General features: G+C 63.3%; 15 protein-coding genes and 1 tRNA gene. All 16 read right to left on the bottom strand.

Features of this window, described 5'->3' with window-relative positions; all coding sequences use genetic code 11:
* Positions 1-6: 6 nt before the first annotated feature.
* Positions 7-2,613 (bottom strand): translation initiation factor IF-2, encoded by a 2,607-nt coding sequence (gene infB / locus AC3A3X_RS04720; protein ID WP_487581887.1) that lies wholly within the window; start codon positions 2,611-2,613, stop codon positions 7-9.
* A gap of 94 nt (positions 2,614-2,707) precedes the next feature.
* Positions 2,708-4,195 (bottom strand): transcription termination factor NusA, encoded by a 1,488-nt coding sequence (nusA, locus tag AC3A3X_RS04715; protein ID WP_200604918.1) that lies wholly within the window; start codon positions 4,193-4,195, stop codon positions 2,708-2,710.
* Positions 4,196-4,256: 61 nt separating this feature from the next.
* On the bottom strand, positions 4,257-4,844 hold the full coding sequence (gene rimP / locus AC3A3X_RS04710) for a ribosome maturation factor RimP (RefSeq protein ID WP_487581886.1): 588 nt from the start codon (positions 4,842-4,844) through the stop codon (positions 4,257-4,259).
* 488 nt (positions 4,845-5,332) lie between these two features.
* Positions 5,333-6,592, bottom strand: coding sequence for a beta-barrel domain-containing protein (locus AC3A3X_RS04705; RefSeq protein ID WP_487581885.1), 1,260 nt, complete (start codon positions 6,590-6,592; stop codon positions 5,333-5,335).
* A gap of 20 nt (positions 6,593-6,612) precedes the next feature.
* Positions 6,613-8,703, bottom strand: a complete 2,091-nt coding sequence (locus tag AC3A3X_RS04700; RefSeq protein ID WP_487582000.1) for a peptidase domain-containing ABC transporter — start codon at positions 8,701-8,703, stop codon at positions 6,613-6,615.
* A gap of 146 nt (positions 8,704-8,849) precedes the next feature.
* Positions 8,850-9,560 (bottom strand): hypothetical protein, encoded by a 711-nt coding sequence (locus AC3A3X_RS04695; protein ID WP_487581884.1) that lies wholly within the window; start codon positions 9,558-9,560, stop codon positions 8,850-8,852.
* 1,235 nt (positions 9,561-10,795) lie between these two features.
* Complete coding sequence (locus AC3A3X_RS04690) at positions 10,796-11,737, bottom strand: fimbrial protein (RefSeq protein ID WP_487581883.1); 942 nt, start codon at positions 11,735-11,737, stop codon at positions 10,796-10,798.
* A gap of 391 nt (positions 11,738-12,128) precedes the next feature.
* Positions 12,129-12,524, bottom strand: a complete 396-nt coding sequence (locus AC3A3X_RS04685; RefSeq protein WP_487581882.1) for a type II toxin-antitoxin system HicB family antitoxin — start codon at positions 12,522-12,524, stop codon at positions 12,129-12,131.
* A 41-nt stretch (positions 12,525-12,565) separates the two neighbouring features.
* Positions 12,566-12,712: a type II toxin-antitoxin system HicA family toxin gene (locus AC3A3X_RS04680; protein ID WP_487581881.1), complete on the bottom strand. Its 147-nt coding sequence runs from the start codon at positions 12,710-12,712 to the stop codon at positions 12,566-12,568.
* Between the two features lie 267 nt (positions 12,713-12,979).
* Positions 12,980-13,056, bottom strand: a tRNA-Met gene (locus AC3A3X_RS04675).
* A gap of 87 nt (positions 13,057-13,143) precedes the next feature.
* Complete coding sequence (nuoN, locus tag AC3A3X_RS04670; RefSeq protein ID WP_487581880.1) at positions 13,144-14,598, bottom strand: NADH-quinone oxidoreductase subunit NuoN; 1,455 nt, start codon at positions 14,596-14,598, stop codon at positions 13,144-13,146.
* Positions 14,599-14,609: 11 nt separating this feature from the next.
* Positions 14,610-16,106, bottom strand: coding sequence for an NADH-quinone oxidoreductase subunit M (locus AC3A3X_RS04665; RefSeq protein WP_487581999.1), 1,497 nt, complete (start codon positions 16,104-16,106; stop codon positions 14,610-14,612).
* Between the two features lie 50 nt (positions 16,107-16,156).
* Positions 16,157-18,349 carry an NADH-quinone oxidoreductase subunit L gene (gene nuoL, locus AC3A3X_RS04660; protein ID WP_487581879.1) on the bottom strand — a complete coding sequence of 731 codons (2,193 nt, stop codon included), beginning with the start codon at positions 18,347-18,349 and terminating at the stop codon, positions 16,157-16,159.
* A gap of 19 nt (positions 18,350-18,368) precedes the next feature.
* On the bottom strand, positions 18,369-18,695 hold the full coding sequence (gene nuoK, locus AC3A3X_RS04655; RefSeq protein WP_200604915.1) for an NADH-quinone oxidoreductase subunit NuoK: 327 nt from the start codon (positions 18,693-18,695) through the stop codon (positions 18,369-18,371).
* Positions 18,692-19,330, bottom strand: a complete 639-nt coding sequence (locus tag AC3A3X_RS04650) for an NADH-quinone oxidoreductase subunit J (RefSeq protein WP_487581878.1) — start codon at positions 19,328-19,330, stop codon at positions 18,692-18,694. Before AC3A3X_RS04650 ends, nuoK begins: the two co-directional genes overlap by 4 nt.
* A gap of 10 nt (positions 19,331-19,340) precedes the next feature.
* Positions 19,341-19,829 (bottom strand): NADH-quinone oxidoreductase subunit NuoI, encoded by a 489-nt coding sequence (nuoI, locus tag AC3A3X_RS04645; protein ID WP_487581877.1) that lies wholly within the window; start codon positions 19,827-19,829, stop codon positions 19,341-19,343.
* Positions 19,830-19,836: the final 7 nt, after the last annotated feature.

The raw sequence follows: 19,836 nt of genomic DNA, 5'->3' as shown, positions 1-19,836 counted from the left end.
TCCTGATCAGAGCGTGCGCTGGACTTCGATGCGCTCGAAGCACTCGATCTGGTCGCCGGGCTTGACGTCGTTGTACGCCTTCACGCCGATGCCGCACTCGGTGCCGTTGCGCACCTCGTCGACGTTCTCCTTGAAGCGGCGCAGCGATTCCAGCTCGCCCTCGAAGACCACGGCGTTGTCGCGCAGCACGCGGATCGGCTTGTGGCGCTTGACCACGCCCTCGACCACCATGCAGCCGGCAACCGCGCCGAACTTGGAGCTGCGGAACACGTCGCGGACTTCGGCGGTGCCGATGATCTCTTCGCGGATCTCGACGCCGAGGATGCCCGAGGCCACCTGCTTCACCTGGTCGATCACGTCATAGATGATCGAGAAGTAACGCAGGTCGACGCCGTAGGAGTCGATCACCTTGCGTGCCGAAGCATCGGCGCGCACGTTGAAGCCGATCACGGTGGCCTTGGCGGTCGCCGCGGCATTGGCGTCGGACTCGGTGATGCCGCCCACGCCGGAGCTGATCACGTTGATGCGGATCTGGTCGTTGGACAGCGCCGTCAGCGACTGGCGCAGTGCCTCGACCGAACCCTGCACGTCGGCCTTGATGACCAGGTTGAGGCTCAGCTGGCCCTCGCCCTTGCCCATCTGCGCCATGATGTCTTCCATGCGGTTGCCCGCGGCGGCGACCAGGCGCGACTCGCGACGCTTGGCATCACGCTGCTGGGCGACGTCCTTGGCCAGGCGCTCGTCCTCGACCACGACGAAGTCGTCGCCGGCATCGGGCACGCCCGACAGGCCGAGCACCTGCACCGGGATCGACGGGCCGGCCGACGGAACCTGCGAACCGGTTTCGTCGAACAGCGCACGCACGCGGCCGTACTGCACGCCGCAGACGAGGTAGTCGCCCTTCTTCAGCTCGCCCTGCTGGACCAGCACGGTCGCAACCGGGCCACGGCCCTTGTCGAGCGAGGATTCGATCACCACGCCGGTCGCGCGACCGGTGGCGACCGCACGCAGTTCCAGCACTTCGGCCTGGATCGAAATCGCATCGAGCAGGTTGTCGACGCCCAGGCCGGTCTTGGCGGACAGCTCGACCATCTGGGTCTCGCCACCGAAGTCTTCGGCGACGACGTCTTCGCTGAGCAGTTCGTTCTTGACCCGCAGCGGATCGGCGTCGGACTTGTCGATCTTGTTGATCGCCACGATCAGCGGCACGCCGGCCGCCTTGGCGTGCTGCACGGCTTCCTTGGTCTGCGGCATGACGCCGTCGTCGGCGGCCACCACCAGCACGACGATGTCGGTCAGCTTGGCGCCGCGGGCACGCATCGAGGTGAAGGCGGCGTGGCCCGGGGTGTCGAGGAAGCTGATGACGCCCTTGTCGGTTTCGACGTGGTAGGCACCGATGTGCTGGGTGATGCCACCGGCTTCGCCGGAGGCGACCTTGGTGCGGCGGATGTAATCCAGCAGCGAGGTCTTGCCGTGATCGACGTGACCCATGATGGTGACCACCGGCGGACGCGCGATCTTGTCGCCCTGCGACTCTTCGACGTGGGCCAGCAGTGCGTCCTCGGCGGAACCGGCATCGGCCTTGACCACGTTGTGGCCGAGTTCCTCGGTCACCAGCGCGGCGGTGTCATGGTCGATCGACATGTTGATCGTCGCCATCACGCCCATCTTGAACAGCGCCTTGACCACGTCGCCGCCCTTGAGCGCCATCTTCTGCGCGAGGTCGGCCACGGTGATCGTCTCGCCGATGGCGACGTCGCGCACGATCGGAGCGGTCGGGCGGGTGAAGCCGCTACCGGAACGGCTCTGCTCGGCCTGACGGCGCGTCGGCCTGGATTTGCCGCGCGTGGTGGTAGTGCGGCGCGCGCGATCGGAAGCACTCAGGTGCATCTGGCCGGCGAAGCGGTTGGTGCGGTCGTCGTCCTCGACGCCGGCAACCATCGCATGCGAACCGCGGGTCTTGTGCGCCGGAGCGCCGCGTGCCGGTTCGGCGGCGCGCGGTGCGGCCGGCTTGGCCGGCGGATGGCCGTGACCGTGCGTGCTCGGCGGCTTGCGCACGGCAGCCGGCGCATCCTCGTCGGCGACGAGAACGCTGGCGTCGGCGAGCTTCGCCTTCTCCTCTTCCTCGGCCTTCAGGCGCGCGGCTTCCTCCGCCTCGCGGCGGGTGGCCGCGATGGCGTCGGCACGACGCTTGTCGTCGGCCGCCAGCTTTTCCTGCTCGGCAAGGTTGCGCTGCTTGGATTCCTCCAGCTTGCGCAGGATCTCGGCGCGCTCGTCACCCGGCGACTGGCCTTCGCTGGGCTTGACCAGCGTGACCTTCTTTCGCACGACGACGTCGACCGTGGTCTTGTTCTTGCCGCCGCCGACAGTGATTTCCTGCTTGCGGCTGCGGTTGAGGGTGATCTTCTTCGCAGCGTCGTCGCTGGCTTCGACCTTTTCGGTCTTGCCATGGGCGCGCTTGAGGAAGCCGAGCAGCTTGACTTTCTCGATACTGGTCACGACCTGGTCGGGGCCGCTGAAAGTCATGCCGGCCTCGGCCAGCTGCTCCAGCAACTTCTCGACCGGCGTGTTCACCAGTTCGGCCAGCTTGCGGATGGTGGTTTGCTGCGACATTCGGATTCCGTGTCCTCGTTGCGCGGGACGAGTCCCGCGCGTGTGGGCGTCATTCTAGACCTGCGGCACTGGGCCGGTCAGAACTAAGCGGTATTCATTCAAACCAGTGCTTGCGCGCTTCCATGATCAGGGCGGCAGCACGGGCTTCGTCGATACCTTCGATATCGGTCAGCTCGTCCGTCGCCATATCGGCCAGGTCGTCACGGGTCACCACGCCACGCGCGGCAAGCGCGTAGGCGGTGGCTTCGTCCATTCCTTCCAGTTCGAGCAGGTCGGCCGCCGGCTGGTGCTCGTCGAGCTCCTCTTCCGCGGCCAGGGCCTCGTTGAGCAGCGCGTCGCGGGCACGCGAACGCAGCTCCTCGACGATGTCCTCGTCGAAACCCTCGACGGCGAGCAGCTCGCCGACCGGGACGTAGGCGATTTCCTCGACCGTGCTGAAGCCTTCCGAGACCAGGATGCCGGCGATCTCTTCGTCGACCTCGAGCTTTTCCTGGAACAGCGACTTGGCGGCGGTCTGCTCGGCCTCGGACTTGGCGGTGACCTGGTCCTGGGTCATCACGTTGAGCTGCCAGCCCGACAGGCGGCTGGCCAGGCGCACGTTCTGCCCGCCCTTGCCGATCGCCTGGGCCAGACGGTCCTCGGCCACGGCCAGGTCCATCGAATGCTTTTCTTCATCGACGATGATCGACTGCACTTCGGCCGGCGCCATCGCGTTGATGACGAACTGGGCCGGGTTGTCGGACCACAGCACGATGTCGACGCGCTCGCCGTTGAGCTCGTTGCTCACGGCCTGCACGCGCGAACCGCGCATGCCGATGCAGGCGCCGATCGGATCGGTGCGGTTGTCGTGGGCGAGCACGGCGATCTTGGCGCGGTCGCCCGGATCGCGTGCGCAGGCCTTGATCGAAACCAGGCCCTGGCCGACTTCCGGCACCTCGAGCTTGAACAGCTCGATCATGAACTCCGGTGCGGCGCGGCTGATGAACAGCTGCGGGCCGCGCGGCTCGCTGCGCACGTCGAACAGGTAACCGCGGACGCGGTCGCCGGTGCGCAGGACGTCGCGCGGGATGCCCTTGTCCTTGGGGATGATCGCTTCGGCATTGCCGCCGAGGTCGACATAGATGTTGCCGCGTTCCACGCGCTTGACCACGCCGGTGACCAGCTCGCCGACGCGATCCTTCCAGCCGTCGACGACCTGCTGGCGCTCGGCCTCGCGCACGCGCTGGACGATGACCTGCTTGGCGGCCTGGGCGGCGATGCGGCCGAACTCCGGATTCTCGATCTGTTCTTCGATGTAGTCGCCGACCTCGACGCCCTCGACTTCGTCGATCGCGTCCATCATGCGGATCTGGCGGTCCGGCGATTCCATGACGACGTCGTCGGCGACCACTTCCATGCGGCGGAAGGTCTCGTAGCTGCCGTCCTTCTGGTCGATGGCGACGCGCACGAGCACGTCTTCGTCGTGATAGCGCTTCTTCGCGGCCGAAGCCAACGCAGCCTCGATGGCCTCGAAGATGACTTCACGCGGCACGCCCTTCTCGTTGGCGACTGCATCCACGACCAGCAACAGTTCCTTGCTCATCTCGTTACTCCGCACGTTGGCGCTGGTGCGCCGTCGGCAATTGGGTGGTTACCAAGGTTGATTACTTCTTGCCTTTCAAAGGACGGCGCTTTGCAGGCGCGCCCTGTGCAGGCTTGTCTTTTCCGGGCTTGACCGGAGCGAATCCCAAGGCGGCCCAATCCGGGACCAGGCGCGCCTTGTCGATGTTGCCGACCGCGACAGCGAACTCGTTCGCGTCGACCGAGTCGATCTGGAACACCACGGTGTCGCCATCGACGCGGGCGATCTTCCCGGTCAGGCGGCGACGTCCATCCTGCGGCAACTTCAGGCCGACCTTCGCGGTCTCGCCGAGGAAGCGCTGGTAATGCTCGAGCGTGAACAGCGGCCGATCGATACCCGGTGACGACACTTCCAGCGTGTACATCCCGCTGATCGGATCCTCGACGTCGAGCTGCGCGGACACCTCGCGGCTGACCGCCTCGCAATCCTCGATCGTGACCGAGCGCGGCTGCCCGTCCGCGTCCGTCTCCTGACCGGCGGGCACGTCGATGTACAGACGCAGCACCGCGCTGCCCGGAGCCGGCAGGTATTCGGCGCCCAGCAGCTCGACCCCCAGCGACTGGACGGTCGGGGTGAGCAGCCTGGCGATTTCGACAGCTTTATCAGACACGCGTACGACTCCCGCGATAAATGCTCCAAGGACCGGCCAAAACGACTGCCAGCCGATCCAGGGACTGAATTACATGCAACCTTTGACCCGGTCTTGCGACAAGCACGTGCGACCACGAACCAAGCCACGAACAACGAAAAAGGGCCCTTGCGGGCCCCTTGTCCGTACAGCTGGATGTCGGCGTGGTCGCGCTGGGCGCGGCCACAAAGCCCGGCCTTTGGCCTTGGGACCGCCCGGATTCCGGATGGTCCGAGGGCACGGGGCCCTGGCCGAAGCTGGTAGCGGGGGTTGGGCCAGCGTCCCGAGGGACCGGTCACCAAACCGCTAGGCCGCACATGATACCGGGTTGCCCCGGGATGGTGCAAACCCTTGTAGGCAGGCCCAGCTGACGGGGGATCCGCGCCGCGCCTCGGCGCAGCGAGCTGCCTCCCGAGACGCATCAGCTCACTTCTGGAGCACCCTGGATACTGACGAGGAGGCGGCTCGACCTATTCAGCCAGCCTCCCGCGCAAAGAAAGCACCGGCTCAAAGAGCCACTCATACAATCTTCGGCGCTCACCCACGATGTCCGCCTCCAAAAGCATTCCTGGCCGCAGATGTTCAGGTCCGCCGAAGGCATTCATCCCTTGCGAGTCCAATGCGACGACCACGCGGTAATACGGCTGACCAGGCTGATCCAGACTGACTGCGGAGGCCAACTCACCCGGATTAACGGCATTACGACTGATTCTGATGATGCGCCCCCTGTGGTGGCCGAACTTCTGATAAGGAAACGCTTGGTACCGCAACAGCACCAAACCACCCAGACGCACCTGGCCGACCGCCTCGTTCGACACCAGCAACTGCGCTTGCAACGTTGACCCCGCGGGCACAAGGCTCAACAACGCCTGCCCGGCCTGAACGAATTGGCCTGGCTCGACCAGCCGACTCGCAACGATGCCGGAGATCGGTGCCTTGAGCAGTACCTGGCCATTGATTTCCCCCAGGACCCGTTCCTGGCTCAGCAAGGCCCGCTCGCCAAGTGCCCTTGCCTCGATCTCAGCCCGCTGCGCACGCAACTCGTCGCGAGCCAACTCCATCTGAACCAAGCTACGCTCAAGCGTGACTCTTTGACGCTCAAGCGAATGGAGCCCGTCAACCAACTCCAAGAGCACCTGCTCCTCCTGAGCCAGCTGGACTTGGCTCAAGAAGCCGTCCTCTGCAACTCGGCGGAAACGATCGACAGTAGCCTCCCGCAAGCGCAATTGACGACGCCGATTTCCCACCGACTCTTGCAAGTGAGCCAACTCAATGCGCCCAAGTTGCAACTGCGCCCCGATCGATGATCGCTTGGTTTCGATCTGTTCAATCTGGGAAGAAGCCAACGCTTTGGCAACCGCATCCCGCTTGCTCAACTCGTTGAGCAGGCGGCGAACCGAATTCTCTCCCGAAGACATCGACCGCGAGATATCGATACCAATCAACGGCTGCCCCGCCTTGACGCGCTCTCCCTCTGCCGGCACTACACTTTCGACGACACCGGGAATCTGAGTGATGACCGTCGAAAGGCCAAGATCAGGCACAAGCAGACCCTTCACTCTCGACCTGCGAGAAACCTCTCCCACGAAAAGCAACGTGATTGCGGCCAGCGACACCATCACCACCGCCACCGGAAGCAACCAGGCTCGCAGAGGCTGCACCAACACAATACCGCCAAGCCAACCTACACGCTTTGCTTCCACAACTTCAGGGCGAAACAGATCGCTCATAATCAAAAGCAGGATTGCCCTTAGACAGTTATTCCACAACGCCGCACATCGGAAACGACACGTCCATTCTCGACCGCCAAAACCCGATCAGCGCTTTCAATTGTCTCAGGACGGTGGGCGATGATGATCCTGGTCAAACTCATGCCTCGAATCGAATCGTTCACCACACGCTCGGACGAAACATCCAGGTGACTTGTCGCCTCATCCAGAATGAGGATTCTTGGGTTCCGGTACAGCGCCCTTGCAAGTATCAACCGCTGCCTCTGCCCGCCAGATAGACTATTTCCCAGCTCACCTATCAGCGTCTGATAGCCCATGCTCATGGACTCGATCTCGTCGTGGACTCCTGCAAGGCGCGCTGCTCGCTCTGCCAGGTCAATACTCCCGTGCGAATCGAAGAAGACAATATTGTCATAGATGGATCCCGCGAAAAGGTGGTCATCCTGCATCACCACTCCGATCATCTCGCGATAGCAGTCCAGATCCAGGCGCCGAATATCCACTCCGCCAATCTTGATCGACCCCTCGGTCGGATCGACCAGGCCAAGTATCAACTTGACCAGCGTTGACTTCCCGCAACCTGAAGTTCCGACAATTGCAACGACTTCACCCGAGTCAATATTGAAGTTGCAATCCCGAAGCACCCAAGATTCTCCGTCCCCATAGCGAAACCCGAGCCTGTCTACCTGAATTCCGAACCCATCCATCCGCACGTCGGGGAGTCCTGATCGGTCCTTGCATTCGGGTGCCGAGAGCACGATATCGCCAAGTCGGTCGCCATGGACGCGCATCATGCGCAACTGGGCGGCGGCATCGATCAGGGCACTGACGCGTTCGATGAACTGATCCTTGTAAGCTAGATAGGCGATCAGCATGCCTACGGAAAAGTGCCTCTCAAGCACCAGCCATGCTCCAAGACCAACAAGGGCAATTCGCTCGACACCGAATATGATCTGACTCGATGCATCAAATAGCAGGCCGATTCTTGTGACCACTACATTCTGGTTAAGCGAAGCGACTGCCAGGCCGAGCCAAGCGGAATGTCGCGCCCCGAGCCTTCCGGCCAGTTTGAGCGACTGAACCCCGCGAATGGACTCGATCAGGTATGTGCTTTCTTTCGCATCCCTCAGGAGTTGATCCTCACTCGCAAGTCGCAGCGGTCTGTGCAAAACAATGCGGACAGCTCCATAAGCCACCACCGCCAGCAGCGTCACACATGCTGCCGGGACACTGTAGAAGATCATCACGCCGAACGTGAGTATCGCCATCAGGCCATCGAGGGCCGCGCCAACCAAACCTGCGGTCAAGGCGTGCTGCAATGCGCCAATCGAATCCAGGCGAGAAACAATGTCGCCCAGATGCCGCCTCTCGAAGAACTGCATCGGCAGGCGAAGCAAATGTCCGACGACATTTCCAAGCCACTGAACCCCGACAGTCGAAGACAGGCGAAGTAGTGCCCAGGATCGAGCCATGCTGATTGCAACTTGCAGAGCCATGGAAACAGACAATGCCAGAATGATCAGCGCAAGGAGGCTGTGATCCGCGGTAACGAGAACATGATCCATCACCCCCTGGATGAGCAGCGGCGAGAAGATCGAGATGACCTGCAGGCCCACCGATAGCATCAGCAACTGCAACAGCCCCCTCCTAACGCCAGACACAGGCCCAATCAACTCAGCCAGGGATACCTCTTGCCCCTTGCTTCTCTTCTGAGGCTTGAAATCCATGGCTGGAGAGAACTCCAGCGCTACCCCTGTAAAATGATCCGACATCTCGCGGGGCCGAATCTTTCGCCGCCCATGCGCGGGATCGTTCACTACATAGCCATCTCGAAGCACCCGAACCAGCACTATGAAGTGGTTCAGATCCCAGTGAAGCACGCAGGGCAAGTCAAGTTTCGGGATGTCCGCAGGCTCAAGCTTGAGTGCCCGGCACTGAAGCCCCACTCGTTCGGCCAGGCCTACAAGCCTCTCCAGATCCATACCGCGAAGGGAAACCGAGTACTTCCGTCGCAGACAGGACAGGTCAATGTGGCAACCATGCCACCTGGCAATCATGGCCAGACACGCCAATCCGCACTCAGCGGTTTCGGATTGGAGGACGACGTCCACGTCCCTACGTTTGCGAAAATCCACGCGCAATCCGTCAATCACGACCTTCCTTTTGTCAACTGCAATCCTGCACAAGAGATCCGCCTCGGATGACATGCTTGGTTGATTCTTGACCAGCGGAATCAATGCCTTGGTCGATCAAGACTTCAGTCCGCCGTCAGCTCCATTAGCTGCCCCTTGACGGTCACAATGGGCTCACGCAAATCCAATCTTCTGCATCCCATGGCATCGAACAGAATATTTACGATCGCAACGCCTTCCAAGAACTGATCCTGCCAACGACGCCTCCCCAGGGACCGGTCGATATAGATCATTGCGTGCCCCCCTGCGCGGTAAGGCAGGTCTCCGGCGCGACTCCGGAATTCGTCATAGCTATCGTCCGAGTCGCGGAGATCTGTCTTCCGCATGTAGAACTCTGCCGGCCATTCGGTTTGCATCGCATGATTCGCGAAGGCACGACCAACTTCATCTAGACCGAAGTATGACGATGCCAGTTGAAGGCATGCGTCCTCCTCTAGGCGCTTCCCATCAGCGAAGGAAATCGCCGTGATCACCTCGGAGAAGAATGCATCCGCGTGACGAGGAGAAGCTCCTGAGGCCACTTCGTCCGACAATCCCGTTTCCAATCCAACTCGACGAATCGTTGCCAGCATCGCAGCGTGAAACGCCTCATGCGCAGCAATCCTGCGCAAGTCCACTTCTGACAATGGGCCGCGAAGTGGTGGCATAAGCACCCATAGTCGACCACAAGCTCTTCCGATGACGATTCCCCGGCTCTCCAGCGTATCGGCCACGCCTTCTGCCAACGACTTCTCACAGATTCGGCTGCTTTTCCGACTATTGAACAAAACACTCACTGTTCTGTTGTCGCTTGGCCACTGGACCTGCTCCGCTTTCGACCAAACATCCCGATCAATTTGGACGTCTACCCGGGCTTCCGCGGAGCATCGTATGCAGACCATGCCAAAAAGTAGCCCGCCCCAGAGGGCGCGACGGGCTACTAGTAACATGGGATTGACTCTTCCCATGGCGCGGTCAGCGGTTACGGATTCTTCTTGCGCCACTCAAGTTCTTGCCTCTTTGGATCCCAACCGCCGGATGCCCCTCCCCAACTTCCCGAAGCGCCTGAGCTCCTTCTACCGCCCCTCAAGTCCCCACAGTTGACTGTGACAACCTGAGTCATACCAGCACCAGTTCCTCCCCAGGACGGGCCGAAATTTCCGTTGGAGGTGTGTGTAATGGTTACGGTGGCACTGTTGGGAAGCCCCTGGCAGACTCGCCGTGCTTGTTGCGAAACGTGTGATCCACCACCCGATACCAGCGAGAGTTCATTCGAATTCAGCAAACGCATTCCGTTTCTCCTTTGCGTGGTACTTGGAACGCCAGCAATCCAATTTCTGGCCGGGAGAGAATAGGCAACTGGCCGGGACAAGCGGCGTCGGGTTCTTACCTATCGACGCGTCAGCAATTCCCGAAACCGCCGTAGCTTCGTTAGTCAATCGACCTGGTGTCGAGATGCCGGTGCGCGTGCTGGAGATCATCCGGGGCAATGGCGGCCTCACAGACCAGCCGGCAGTGCGACTCACCCATCTGAGGTCGAGTGCTCCCTTGGTGACGGCACACGCGTACGACCCCGCGAGAAACAATCGCGATAAACGCTCCAGGGACCGGCCAAAACGACTGCCAGCCGATCCAGGGACTGAATTACATGCAACCTTTGACCCGGTCTTGCGACAAGCACGTGCGACCACGAACCAAGCCACGAACAACGAAAAAGGGCCCTTGCGGGCCCCTTGTCCGTACAGCTGGATGTCGGCGTGGTCGCGCTGGGCGCGGCCACAAAGCCCGGCCTTTGGCCTTGGGACCACCCGGATTCCGGATGGTCCGAGGGCACGGGGCCCTGGCCGAAGCTGGTAGCGGGGGTTGGGCCAGCATCCCGAGGGACCGGTCACCAAACCGCCAGGCCGCACGTGATACCGGGTTGCCCCGGGATGGTGCAAACCCTGGCGCGCGCCAACGGGCTTGTTGGGTCCGGGACCGGCAACCGGGCCGCAGCCCCGCCGCAACCCCGCCTGGATCAGCTCCCGAGCCACTACTCATACGCCAGCGTGAATGTAAGCGCGGTATTGGCCGTTCCCCCGACCACCTGCGCTGCTGTCTGGTAATAGCCGGCACGCAGCGGGATCTCGCGGGCACCTGCCCCGGCGCCCCCCGTGAGCAACTGGAAAACGGACAACGGGTGCGGGCCGTTCCCGCCTGCGTCGAGCAACTGCAGTCCCACGCCCGAAGCGGTCGAACCGGCAGCGAGGGCGACCACCGACTGCGAGCTGTTGATCACCGTGGTCACCGGATCCACCCGATAGCGGATGCGACTGAGGCCTGAGGAACACGCCAGGGATATCGAGAAGGAAACCCCGCGGCCGGAACTGCCGGGGCCAGACAGTTCCGAGGCCCTGTGCGAGCCCATCGGCACCGACACGTCGGACGTCGTGCACGACGGGGAGACCACGGTGATCGCAGTGCTCAGCCGTACCGCCCAGATGTCCAGCAATCCGTATCGGCGCCTGCCCAGCTCGCCGGCGGGGACGACCGTACCTGCCGCGACCGGCCCGGTCTTGACCAGCACCAGGCGCTGCACCGAGCTCATCCTCGAACTGTGCGAACCGTTGAGCGTGCTGGTGCCGTAGCTCGTCTCGAAGACGTTCCTGAACTGATAGCTCCACTCCCAGGACAGCCCGGTAGTTCCAATCGGCATCCTGGTCTGCCCAGGGCCCGGCGTGGGTCCCACGCTGTTGACCACGCCAAACGGATCCCCGCTGCAGGTGATCGTGACCATGGACGGATTGGCACGTTCGAGCGACGCGACCTGGGTGCCGTTTGGCAAATCCCTTGGCACCATGATCGTCGACGGAAAGGCGTAGCTGGCGGTTGCGAACGAGCCAGGTGTGGCGGTGCAAGTGGCCCGCGATGGCGCGGGCACCAAGGCAAGCGCCACCACTCCCATCAGCAGGACATGCGAGACCGTTCCCAGCATCCGGTCTCCAGGCCGCCTGTCGCAGCAACTTTCAATTCCGCCATCACCCTTCCCACCTCGCGACCATCCTGGCGAAGTCCACGCAGCACTGGTCGCGCGGCGGGCGTCGTCCTGACTTGATGCCTGCACGTCAGCTTTGGCTCCGACTGCAATGAAGCAGGACCTTCCATGACGCCTGCCGAGTCAAGGCGATGGAAACACGCGACGAGATGCCCCAACCATGAGAACCGTCCTAAAGCCGCGGGCCCGAAAAACAAAAACGGCGACCTCGTTGCCGAGATCACCGCTTCGTTTGCTTCAGCAAAGGTTAGGGCGGTTCATCGATACAACCTGGCTACGCACACCCGTACCAACCCGCGCTTCGCCGCTCCACTCCCTGATCATGGGGCAGTCACGCCGCGTTCCCGATTGCCAGGCGCGCGATGAATCCCGACCGCGACTCGCCTTCGGCCTGGGCGCGCCGGTCCAGGCGATGCAGTACGCGGCGCGGGAGCGTGATGTTCACCCGCTCGATGGTCTCGTCCAACGCTGAAGGGTCCACCGTGATCACGGCGAACGTCCACCCGGAGTAGTCAGGATCGTCGGCCCAGCGCGCCACCAGCGAGGGAGCGGGAATCTCGCGGTTCTGGTCCAAGGCTGCTTCGATCCAGAGCACAACGGCTTCCTCGGCGTTGGTCATGGCTTCGTCCAAGGTGTCACCGGCCGAGAAGCAACCCGGCAGGTCCGGAACAACGACGCCAAATGCGTGCTCGTCGTCGCCGAGTTCAATTGCGATGGGATAGCGCATGGGTACCTCCTACAGTCCAGCTTGACGGCGAATCGCCGCGATCAGGCCTTGCCGAGATCCTTTTTCGGGTGCGGGACCACAACGATTCCGGAGCGCGACAGGTGACGGAAAACATGGTGGGAGCCATTCACTCGATCCAGCACCCAACCCGCCTTCACGATTTCCTTGATCAGTTCCGCGCTCGTCATGGTGTGTATTATACACACCAACCCGAACAGTATGCCCGCTTGAGGCCGCGCGTGTCCGTGGCCAAGCAGCACCGGCCCTCGGCATGTCACCGGATCACCGGCAGCCTGGACGAGGAAGACTCGCCAGAGCGCGCGACGCGCTGCTGGAGTTGATGGGCGGAGAAGTCCTCGCCGTACTCGTGGCAAACAAAAACGGCGACCTCGTTACCGAGATCACCGTTTTGCTTTTTTCGCGAAATCCTGCGGAGCAGGCAGGACTTCAAATAGTGGTAGCGGGGGCAGGATTTGAACCTGCGACCTTCGGGTTATGAGCCCGACGAGCTGCCAGACTGCTCCACCCCGCACCAGAACGACAATGTTAACGTGTGACGCGAATCTTCGCAAGCCCGATTCAGAGTTTTCTGTTCAGGGCCTGCGAAATCAACTTCGGATCAGCCTGCGAATGCGCGCTGGCACCACGCCATGATCGGGCTCCACGCCAGGCCCAGCGCCAGCAGCGCCAGTGCATTCACGCCGAACACGATGCGCAGCGGACGGTCGCTGCTCGGCTCCATCGGCGGGCCTTCCGGCTCGTCGAAGTACATCACCTTGATCACGCGCAGGTAGTAGAACGCGCCGACCACGGCGAACACCACGCCGACCAGGGTCAGCCACAGCATGTCGCCCTGCAGCGCTGCGCGCAGCACGGCGAGCTTGGACCAGAAGCCGAGGAACGGCGGCACGCCGGCCAGCGAGGCCATCACGCACAGCACCAGGCCGGCCATCCACGGGCTGCGGGCATTGAGGCCCTTGTAGTCGTCGATGCGATCGGCCTCGAAACCGCGACGCGACAGCACGACGATCGCGCCGAAGGCTGCCGCCGACATGATCGCGTAGCTGATCGCATAGAACAGTGCGGCGGCAAACCCTTCGCGACCGCCGCCGGCCAGGCCGACGAACAGGAAACCCACGTGCGACACGGTCGAGTACGCCAGCAGTCGCTTGAGGTTGCTCTGCACCATCGCGCTGAGGTTGCCGATCGCCAGCGACAGCACCGCGATGCCGGCCAGCAGCAGGCGCCACTGGTCCTCGAACGGGGCCGCGCCGACTTCGAGCAGTCGGTAGGTCATGCCGAACGCGGCCAGCTTGGGCGCCGAACCGATGAACAGCGTGATCGGGGTCGGCGCGCCGTGGTAGACGTCCGGCAGCCACATGTGGAACGGCGCGGCGCCGAACTTGAAGGCGATGCCGGCGACGACGAAGACCACACCGGTGATCAGCATCAGCGACGAGCCGTCGGCGATCTTCGCCTGGGCCGCGGTGGCGATCTGGTCGAGCTGCAGCGAACCGGTGGCGCCGTAGATCAGCGACAGGCCGTACAGCAGCAGGCCCGAGGCGAGCGCGCCGAGGACGAAGTACTTGATCGCCGCTTCCGAGGCCAGCGGGCTGTCGCGGTCGATCGCGACCAGTGCGTAGGAGCACAGCGCCAGCATTTCCAGGCCGAGGTAGACCATCACCAGGCTGCCCGACGACACCAGGAACATCATGCCGGCGGTGGCGAACAGCATAAGCACCGAGACCTCGCCCTTGTACAACTCGCGGGCGCGCAGGTACGGCCAGGTGTAGATCATCGCCAGGATCGAGACGATGCCTATCGTGATTTTCATCACGTCGGCTGCCGTGTCGCGCACGAACATGCCGCCCAGGACAGTGCCGTGCTCGCCGACACCACAGGCGATCAGCGTCGTCGCGACCGCCAGCACGGCGATGGCGAAGACGTGGCTGATGACGCGGCGGCGCTCGTCGATGAACAGGTCGAGCATCAGCAGCGCGAACGCGCCCAGGATCACCACCAGCTCCGGGAGCAGCGGCATCAGGTCGGCGGCGGTGCGTACAGGCATGATCATGCGCTACAACCTCAAAGCTTCGACGAGGCGATCTGCGTCGCCAGATTCGCAATCGCGGGTTCCATCAGGTCCGTCAGCGGCTTCGGCCACAGGCCCAGGATCAGCACGCCGGCAGCGAACACGCCCAGCACGAAGGCTTCACGCGCGTTGATGTCCTCCAGCTCGGCGACGTGGGCGTTACCGACCTCGCCCCAGATGGTGCGTTTGATCAGCCACAGCGTGTAAGCCGCGCCGATGATCAGCGTGGTGGCCGCGACGAAACCGATCAGCGGGTGCTGCTGGAACGACGCCAGGATCACCATGAACTCGCCGACGAAACCCGACGTACCCGGCAGGCCCGAGTTGGCCATGGCGAACAGCACGATGAACGCCGCGAACCACGGCATCACGTTGGCGACGCCGCCGTAGTCCTTGATCATGCGGGTGTGCATGCGGTCGTAGAGCACGCCGACGCAGCTGAACATCGCGCCCGAGACGAAGCCGTGGCTGATCATCTGCACCATGGCGCCCTGCAGGCCCAGGCGTGCGCCTTCGGTATTGCCGGCTTCGCGGACCAGGGCAAAGGCGATGAAGATGCCCAGGGTGACGAAGCCCATGTGCGAGACGGACGAATAGGCGATCAGCTTCTTCATGTCGTCCTGCGCCAGGGCGACCAGGCCGACGTAGACAACCGCGATCAGGCTCAGCGCGATCACCAGCCAGGCCCACTCGGCACCGGCGTCGGGAACGATCGGCAGGACGAAACGGATGAAGCCGTAGCCACCGATCTTCAGCATGATCGCCGCCAGGATCACCGAACCGGCGGTCGGCGCCTCGACGTGCGCATCCGGCAACCAGGTGTGCACCGGGAACATCGGCACCTTGACCGCGAAGGCGATCAGGAAGCCGAAGAACAGCCACATCTGCTCGGTTGCGGTCAACGACAGCGAGTACATGTCCGCCAGCTGCCAGCTACCGCCCTTGAGGTACAGGTAGATCAGGCCCAGCAGCATGAACAGCGAGCCGAGGAAGGTGTACAGGAAGAACTTGATCGAGGCGTAGACGCGACGCGGGCCGCCCCAGACACCGATGATGATGAACATCGGGATCAGCATGCCTTCGAAGAAGACATAGAACAGCATCGAGTCCAGCGCCGAGAACACGCCGATCATCAGGCCTTCCAGGATCAGGAAGGCGGCGTAGTACTGGCTGACGCGCTTGTCGACCGAGGTCCAGGCACCGACCATCGCCAGCAGCGTGGTCAGCGTGGTCAGGCCGATCAGCGCGACCGAGATGCCGTCCACGCCGAGGTGGTAGCGGATGTCGTAGGCCGGGATCCAGGCCGCGTTCTCGACGAACTGCATGGCCGGCGTGGTCATGTCGAACGCGGTGAACAGCGGGATGTTCACCGCCATCGTGACCAGCGCCACGGCGGTGGCGAACCAGCGTGCGGCACTGCCGCGCTCGTTGCCGAACGCGAGGGTGGCGAAGCCGCCAAGGATCGGCAGCCAGATCAGCAGGCTGAGCAGGAAAGAGGTGCTCTGCAAGGGCTCGGAGCTCACGTCGGGTCCTTGTCGGGTTAGCGCCAGTAACGGATGAGAATGGCCAGGAGTGCAATCAGGCCGATGATCATCGCGAAGGCGTAGTGGTAGAGGTAACCGGACTGCATCCGGCGGGTCAGGCGTGCAACCAGGTCGACGACGCGGGCGCTGCCGTTCACGGCGGCACCGTCAATGACGTAGGTGTCGATCGCGCGCAAAGCCTTGCCCAGGCCGAGGCCGCCACCGGCGAAGCCGTCGATCCACAGGTTGTCCATGCCGTACTTGTTCTCGAGCACGCGCACCGGCCAGGCAAACAGCTTGCGGGCCTTGGCCGGCAGTTCCGGCTTCCACCAGTACATGATCGTGGCCAGGGCGAAGCCGGCGAAGGCCAGCCAGAACGCCGGCGCGGTGAAGCCGTGCAGCGCGAACTTGACCGGACCGTGGAATTCCTCGGCCAGCTTGCCGATCACGTCATGCGCTTCGGGCACGTCGATCGAGCCGAGGAAGAACGGCAACTGCTTGGCGTGACCCATGACATCGGTGCCGAACAGCATCGGCCCGACGCTGAAGAACCCGATCAGGATCGACGGGATCGCCAGCAGGATCAGCGGCACCGTTACTACCCACGGCGATTCGTGCGGGGTATGGGCATGGTCGTCGTGACCATGGCCGTGGTCATCGTGGGCGTCGTGCTTGGCGTGTCCGCCGTGACCATGCTCTTCGGCCAGGGCGGTCTCGTGCTCGCTCGAATCCGCTTCCGGCGCGACGTAATGGTCGGGAATCGGATCGTGGAAACGTTCCTTGCCGTGGAAGGTCAGGTACAGCAGGCGGAAGCTGTAGAACGCGGTCACGAACGCACCCAGCAACACCGCCCAGTAGGCGTAGGTGGCGATCCAGTTGTGCGCTTCGTGGGCGTTGTGCGCGGCGGCCTCGATGATCGTGTCCTTCGAGTAGAAGCCGCTGAAGAACGGCGTACCGACCAGGGCCAGCGTGCCGATCAGCATCGTCCAGTAGGTGATCGGCATGTACTTCTTCAGGCCACCCATGCGACGCATGTCCTGCTCGTGGTGCATGCCGATGATCACCGAGCCGGCGCCGAGGAACAGCAGCGCCTTGAAGAAGGCGTGGGTCATCAGGTGGTAGACGCCGGCGCTGTAGGCCGACACGCCCAGGGCGACGGTCATGTAGCCCAGCTGCGACAGCGTCGAGTACGCGACCACGCGCTTGATGTCGTTCTGCACGATGCCGATCAGGCCGGTCCAGAAGGCCGTCGTGGCACCGATGAACAGCACGAAGTTCAGCGCCGTTTGCGAGTGCTCGAACAGCGGCGACATGCGCGCAACCATGAAGATGCCGGCGGTGACCATCGTCGCGGCATGGATCAGCGCGGAGATCGGGGTCGGGCCTTCCATCGAGTCGGGCAGCCACACGTGCAGCGGCACCTGCGCCGACTTGCCCATGGCGCCGATGAACAGGCACACGCAGATCAGCGTGAACATCGACCAGCCGGCCATGCCTGCGGTCCAGCCGCTGGCGGTCAGGGTCGGCCAGAAGTGCTGCATCTGCGCGCCGACGAAACGCGGGGCATTGGCGAACACTTCCGAGTAGTCGAGGGTGCCGAACATCATCAGCACGCCGGCGATGCCGAGCAGGAAGCCGAAGTCGCCGACACGGTTGACCAGGAACGCCTTGAGGTTGGCGAACACCGCGGTCGGACGCTTGAACCAGAAGCCGATCAGCAGGTACGAGACCAGGCCCACCGCTTCCCAGCCGAAGAACAGCTGCAGGAAGTTGTTGCTCATCACGAGCATCAACATCGAGAAGGTGAACAGCGAGATGTAGCTGAAGAAGCGCTGGTAGCCGTCGTCCTCGGCCATGTAGCCGATGGTGTAGATGTGCACCAGCAGCGAGACGAAGGTGACCACCACCATCATCATCGCGGTCAGCTTGTCGACCATGAAGCCGACGTGCGCCTCGAAACCGCCGACCTGGAACCAGGTGTAGACGTTCTCGTTGAACGGTGCGGCGCCCTGCCCGACCAGCTGCCACAGCACCTGGATCGACAGCAGGCAGCTCACGGCCACGCCGATGATCGTCACCCAGTGGGCGCCGGCACGGCCGACCTGGCGGCGGAACAGACCGGCGATGATCGCGCCGAGCAGCGGCGCGAGGACGATCGCCAGCAGGACCGTCCTGGAGAGTGCGTGCTGCTCTGCGAGTGCGTGACCCACGATTGCGTTGTCCACCGCGTCAGCCCTTCATCGAATCGATTTCGGCGACGTTGATCGTGCGCCGGTTGCGGAACAGCGTGACCAGGATGGCCAGGCCGATGGCGGCCTCGGCCGCGGCCACGGTCAGGATGAAGAACACGAACACCTGGCCGGCCGGATCGGACAGCTCGCGCGAGAAGGCGACGAAGTTGATGTTCACCGCCAGCAGCAGCAGCTCCAGCGACATCAGCAACATGATCACGTTCTTGCGGTTGAGGAAAATGCCGGCAACGCTGATGCAGAACAGCACCGCGCCGAGGGCGAGATAGTGGCCGAGCGCGAGGCCGGCGCCGAAGAATTCGCTCACGGCTTGCTCTCCTCTGCAGGCGCATCGACGGCGGTGGGCACGACCGGCCGCACCGCATCCATCTTGACCATGCGCAGGCGGTCGCCGGCGCGGACGCGGGCCTGGGCCGACGGGCTCTGGTGCTTGGCACCCGGGCGACGGCGCAGGGTCAGCATGACCGCCGCGATCACCGCCACGGTCAGGATCACCGCGGCCAGCTCGAACGGCAGCAGGAACTGCGTGAACAAGGCGCGCGCCAGCCAGGCGGTGTTGCCGCCGGTCGTGGCGTCGGCGGTGAATGCCGTGGCGACCTTGGCCTTGACCCCGATCAGGGTCAGCATCTCGACCAGCATCACCACCGCGACCACCAGGCCGACAGGCAGGTAGCGCACGTAGCCCTCGCGCAGCGGGGCGACGTCGATGTCGAGCATCATCACCACGAACAGCAGCAGCACCATCACCGCGCCGACGTAGACCAGGATCAGGGCCACGCCGAGGAACTCGGCTCCGGCGATGATCCAGGTGCAGGCGACCGAGAAGAAGGTCAGCACCAGCAGCAGCACCGCGTGCACCGGGTTGCGCACGCTGATGACGCCGACCGCGGCAGCGGTGGCTACGGCGGCGAATACGAAAAACGAGATCTGGGCGAGATCCATGCTTCAGGCCTCAGCGGAAAGGTGCGTCGGCAGCGCGGCGCTCGGCGATCTCGGCTTCGAGACGGTCGCCGATGGCCAACAGCTGCGGCTTGGTGACGATGTTCTGTCCGCGCTTGTCGAAGTGGTACTCGTGGATGTGCGTCTCCACGATCGAGTCGACCGGGCAGGACTCCTCGCAGAACCCGCAGAAGATGCACTTGAACAGGTCGATGTCGTAACGCGTGGTGCGGCGGGTGCCGTCCTCGCGCTTCTCCGAATCGATGGTGATCGCCAGCGCCGGGCACACCGCCTCGCACAGCTTGCAGGCGATGCAGCGCTCTTCACCGTTGGGGTAACGGCGCAGCGCATGCACGCCGCGGAAGCGCGGCGACTGCGGCGTCTTCTCCATCGGGTACATCAGCGTGTACTTCGGCTTGAACAGGTACTTGCCGGTGAGGGCAAGTCCCTGCGCGAGCTCGATTAGCAGCAGGCTCTTGAAGTAGGAAGTGATGCGATTCATGCCCGTC

The sequence above is a fragment of the Lysobacter sp. Soil_N_23 genome, from assembly GCF_057656135.1.
This window is presented reverse-complemented; position numbering and strand designations above follow the sequence as displayed.

What these genes read in the sequence shown, in the direction of transcription:
- AC3A3X_RS04705 (WP_487581885.1), bottom strand. Translation starts at nt 6,592, where the DNA reads ATGAGCGATCTGTTTCGCCCTGAAGTTGTGGAAGCAAAGCGTGTAGGT.
- AC3A3X_RS04680 (WP_487581881.1), bottom strand. Translation starts at nt 12,712, where the DNA reads ATGACGAGCGCGGAACTGATCAAGGAAATCGTGAAGGCGGGTTGGGTG.
- infB (WP_487581887.1), bottom strand. Translation starts at nt 2,613, where the DNA reads ATGTCGCAGCAAACCACCATCCGCAAGCTGGCCGAACTGGTGAACACG.
- nusA (WP_200604918.1), bottom strand. Translation starts at nt 4,195, where the DNA reads ATGAGCAAGGAACTGTTGCTGGTCGTGGATGCAGTCGCCAACGAGAAG.
- nuoI (WP_487581877.1), bottom strand. Translation starts at nt 19,829, where the DNA reads ATGAATCGCATCACTTCCTACTTCAAGAGCCTGCTGCTAATCGAGCTC.
- AC3A3X_RS04690 (WP_487581883.1), bottom strand. Translation starts at nt 11,737, where the DNA reads ATGCTGGGAACGGTCTCGCATGTCCTGCTGATGGGAGTGGTGGCGCTT.
- AC3A3X_RS04650 (WP_487581878.1), bottom strand. Translation starts at nt 19,330, where the DNA reads ATGGATCTCGCCCAGATCTCGTTTTTCGTATTCGCCGCCGTAGCCACC.
- AC3A3X_RS04685 (WP_487581882.1), bottom strand. Translation starts at nt 12,524, where the DNA reads ATGCGCTATCCCATCGCAATTGAACTCGGCGACGACGAGCACGCATTT.
- nuoN (WP_487581880.1), bottom strand. Translation starts at nt 14,598, where the DNA reads ATGATCATGCCTGTACGCACCGCCGCCGACCTGATGCCGCTGCTCCCG.